The sequence below is a fragment of the Mycobacterium sp. TH-M15 genome (assembly GCF_057473705.1).
This window is the reverse complement of sequence record NZ_JBYCLB010000712.1, coordinates 1-3,414: the sequence shown is the minus strand read 5'-3', so window position 1 is coordinate 3,414 and position 3,414 is coordinate 1. Positions and strand designations below refer to the sequence as shown.

Below are 3,414 nucleotides of genomic sequence, written 5' to 3'. Positions count from 1 at the left end.
CCGGTCATCGCGTTGATGTACAGCGGCGCCGGCCCGTCCACCGCGCCGAAGCGGGTGGCCCGGCCGACGTCGTCCCGGTCGATGCCGGCCAGCGCGTGGTGGATGAACGACACGTCATCGAACTCGTTGGCCGCGCCGCCGGCCCGCTGCTGCTCGGCGGCGAGCCGCACGTGATCGCCCTTGCGGTCACCGGTCATCGGCAGTCCATTTCGTCGTCTCGTACCCGAACGGGCAGGTGCTGCACTCCGGCGGCCGCCCACAGCGCTCGCAGCCGGGCGATGTCGGGCTCGGTGGCGGAATCCAACAGCGCTATCCCGCAGTCGCCGCCGCCGGCTCCGGACGGTTTTCCCGCGCCGCCGACGGTGTCCGCGGCGTCGCAGAGTGCGACCAGTCTATCGGTGAAGATTCCCAGTCCGGCAGCCTCGTCCAGCCGGGCCAGCAGCCGGCGGGCGGCGGTGATCTGCCGCAGCACCTCCCCGCGGTCGCCGGACTCCAGACCGGCCACCAGCGCGCGCACCGAGCCGGCCATCTCGGTGACGAACGTCCGGTGCGCCGGGGTGCCGCGCCAGGCCCGGGCCGGCCGGTCGGCGATCAGCTCCCCGGTCGAGGCCGGCTCGCCGGTCCAGCCCACCGCCAGGGTCAGCTCCGCGGGTGCGCGCAGCCGCCGGATCGCCAGCCCCGGCCACACCGCCCGCAGCGCGGCGGCGATGCCGTCGCGGCGCACCAGGTCGAGCAGCTCGCTGCGGTCCGGGGCCTGGTAGAGCACCCAGCCACCCCAGCTGCTGGCGGCCAGGTCGGCCCCGGATGCTCGCGCATCCAGCCGGGCCGAGGCGATCATCGCCAGCCGGAACCGTTCGTCCCGGCTGAGCTGCAGGCCGCAGTGCGCCGCGACGGCCGCGACACTGGCCACCGTGACGGCGCCGCTGGAACCCAGTCCGAATTTGGTTCCCCGCTGGTGCAGCTCGCTGCTGACCGAGACCGTGCACCCCGGAACGGCCGCGTCTCGCTCGGCCAGCAGTTCGGCGACCGCGCCCAGGGCGGCGACCACATGGGCCAGCGAACCGCCGGCGGCCCGGTCGTCGGCGGCGGTCACCCCGGCCGGCCGCACGCCGTCCCAGCGCAGCCGCACCGGCCGCGGGTGCAGGTCCGACGAGACCACCACGTCGTGGCCGGCCGCCGGCGTCACCGTGACGCTGACCAGCCGGTCCAGTGCGACCAGCACCGCCGGGTTGCCCGGCTCCAGCACCGCGTACTCGCCGGTGACGAACAGCTTCCCGGGGGCGTGCCGGGTGATCGGCCCGGGGGCCGTCATGGCTCGATCCGGGCCGCCGGACCGCACCGGGCGACCACGACGGAGCTGCCCGGCCACGCGAGCTGCATCGCCTCGGCGACCCGGCCGGCGTCGGCCGGCGCACAGAGCACCTTCACGTTCGGGCCGGCGTCCATCGTCGCGTAGGCGCAGACGCCCTCGTCGCGCAGCGCGGCGACCCGGTCCAGCAGCGCCAGGCTGCCCGCGGAGAGGTAGCGGATCGCCGGCCGGGCGGCCAGCATCGTCGCGTGCATGCCCAGTGCGTTGTGTTCGGCGATCTGGCCGACCGCCGCCAGGTCGCCGGCGGCCAGCGCGGTCCGCATCGCGGCCAGGTCGGCCGCGTTCGCCTCGGCCCACGCCGGGTACAGCGGCGAGGTGGCCACCGTGCGGCGCATCGCCGCCCGGCTGGAGATCGCCTTCGGGCCGGCGTCGACGACGGCGATGACCAGCGCCGGGTCGATCGCGGCGTCGGTCACCGGCTCGGCGTAGGAGCTGGCGTCGGCGGTCGCGCCGCTGCCGTGGCCGGCGTGCCAGACCGCGAAGCCGCCGAAGATCGACCGGGCCGCCGAACCGGATCCGCGCCGGGCCAGCCGGGACAGCCCGGCCGCGTCCAGGTCCAGCCCGTACCCGGCGGCGGCGGCGACGGCCAGCGCGGCCATCCCACTCGCCGACGACGCCAGCCCGGCCCCGGTCGGCACGGTGTTGTGGGTGTCGACGACGGCCGGTTCGGTCCGCCGCGCCAGGGTGCGCACCAAATCGAGGAAGGCGGTGACCCGCGTCGTCATCGCCGTCGGCGCCGGCCCACCGTCCAGGGTGACGGCGTCGGCGCCGGCCACCGGGGCCAGGGTGACCGTGGTGGTGGTCGGGAAGACGTCCAGCGTCATCGACAGGCTGTCGGCGAACGGGATGATCAGCTGCTCGTCCCGTTTCCCCCAGTACTTGACCAGCGCGATGTTGGGATGTGCGACGGCGGTGACGCTGCGCGCGCCGGCCGGCGCGGGGTCAGCCGCCGGCACCGGCGAACCGTCCGATTCCGACGGGCCAGGTGTCGGCGGCACCGGTGGCCCGCAGCGCGGCCGCCACCGCCTCCGCGTGCGCCGGGTCGGTGGCGAGCGCGACCATGCAGCCGCCGAGGCCGCCGCCGCTGATCTTGGCGCCCGGGCTGCCCGCGGCCAACGCGGCGGCCACCAGCGCGTCGATCAGGTCGGTACTCAGCCCGGTCGCCCGCAGCACCCGGTGATTGGCGCTCATCTGCTCGCCGAAGACGCTCCGCTCGCCGTCGGCGAGCGCCGCGATCCCGGCCTCGGTCAGCCGCCGGATACCGTCCAGGAAGTCGGTCCGGATCTGCGGGTCGGCCTCGAACCGCTCGCGCACCTGCTCGATCGCGTCCTTGGTCCGGCCGGCGACCCCGCTGTCGCCGACCACGAAGAGACCGTCGAAACCGCAACTGAGCTCCTGCACCGCACCGGACACGTAGCGGATCAGCCCGGAGGCACCGGTGACCACCGCGTCGATCCCGCTCGCCTTCCCGTGCGCCGCGGTCTCGGCGGTCTGCACCAGGTCGAAGACCAGGTCGGCGCCGACGGCGTGGTCGAACAGTTCGGCCAGCGCGAGCACCACGGCGCGGGCGTAGGCCGCGCTCGCCCCCAGCCCGTGGCCCGGCGGGATGCTGGAATCCAGCACCAGGCGGAGCGGGGTGCGGTCGGCGACGCCGGCCACCTCCCGGAACCGGGTTACCAGGTTCCGCAGCGCGGCGCTGGTCTCGTCCGGCATCGGCTCCGTCCGGTCGGCCGACTCGACGGTGACGTCGCCCGGACGGTGCCCGGCCTGCGGCAGCCGGCTGGCCCGCGCGGTCACCGTCAGCTGCGGCAGCGCCACGGCGAGCGCCGGGACGCCGTAGACGACGGCGTGTTCGCCGAGCAGGATCACCTTCGCGTGCGCCCGGCCGGTCGCCGGCGCGTCCGGTCCGGAGGCGGCCCGGCTCACCTGCACGTACGTCCTCGCCGTGTCTGGTGCCCGCACTGCGGCCGAGGGGCGGGCGACAACCTCGACCGGAAGCCTATCCGACGGGTCACTCAGCGGATGTAGACCTCGCGGCCGGTCGG

At 75.6% G+C, this 3,414-nt stretch carries 3 protein-coding genes and 1 pseudogene; all 4 read right to left on the bottom strand.

The window, feature by feature from the left end; all coding sequences use genetic code 11:
- Nucleotides 1-197: pseudogene (locus AC2VNT_RS17575) on the bottom strand (type 2 isopentenyl-diphosphate Delta-isomerase); the annotation flags it as partial.
- On the bottom strand, nt 194-1,312 hold the full coding sequence (locus tag AC2VNT_RS17570; protein WP_486948071.1) for a phosphomevalonate kinase: 1,119 nt from the start codon (nt 1,310-1,312) through the stop codon (nt 194-196). The pseudogene AC2VNT_RS17575 and the gene AC2VNT_RS17570, both read right to left, overlap by 4 nt.
- Complete coding sequence (mvaD, locus tag AC2VNT_RS17565; RefSeq protein ID WP_486948070.1) at nt 1,309-2,325, bottom strand: diphosphomevalonate decarboxylase; 1,017 nt, start codon at nt 2,323-2,325, stop codon at nt 1,309-1,311. The genes AC2VNT_RS17570 and mvaD overlap by 4 nt, the downstream gene beginning before the upstream one ends.
- Nucleotides 2,312-3,295, bottom strand: a complete 984-nt coding sequence (gene mvk / locus AC2VNT_RS17560; RefSeq protein WP_486948069.1) for a mevalonate kinase — start codon at nt 3,293-3,295, stop codon at nt 2,312-2,314. The genes mvaD and mvk overlap by 14 nt, the downstream gene beginning before the upstream one ends.
- Between the last annotated feature and the right edge of the window lie 119 nt (nt 3,296-3,414).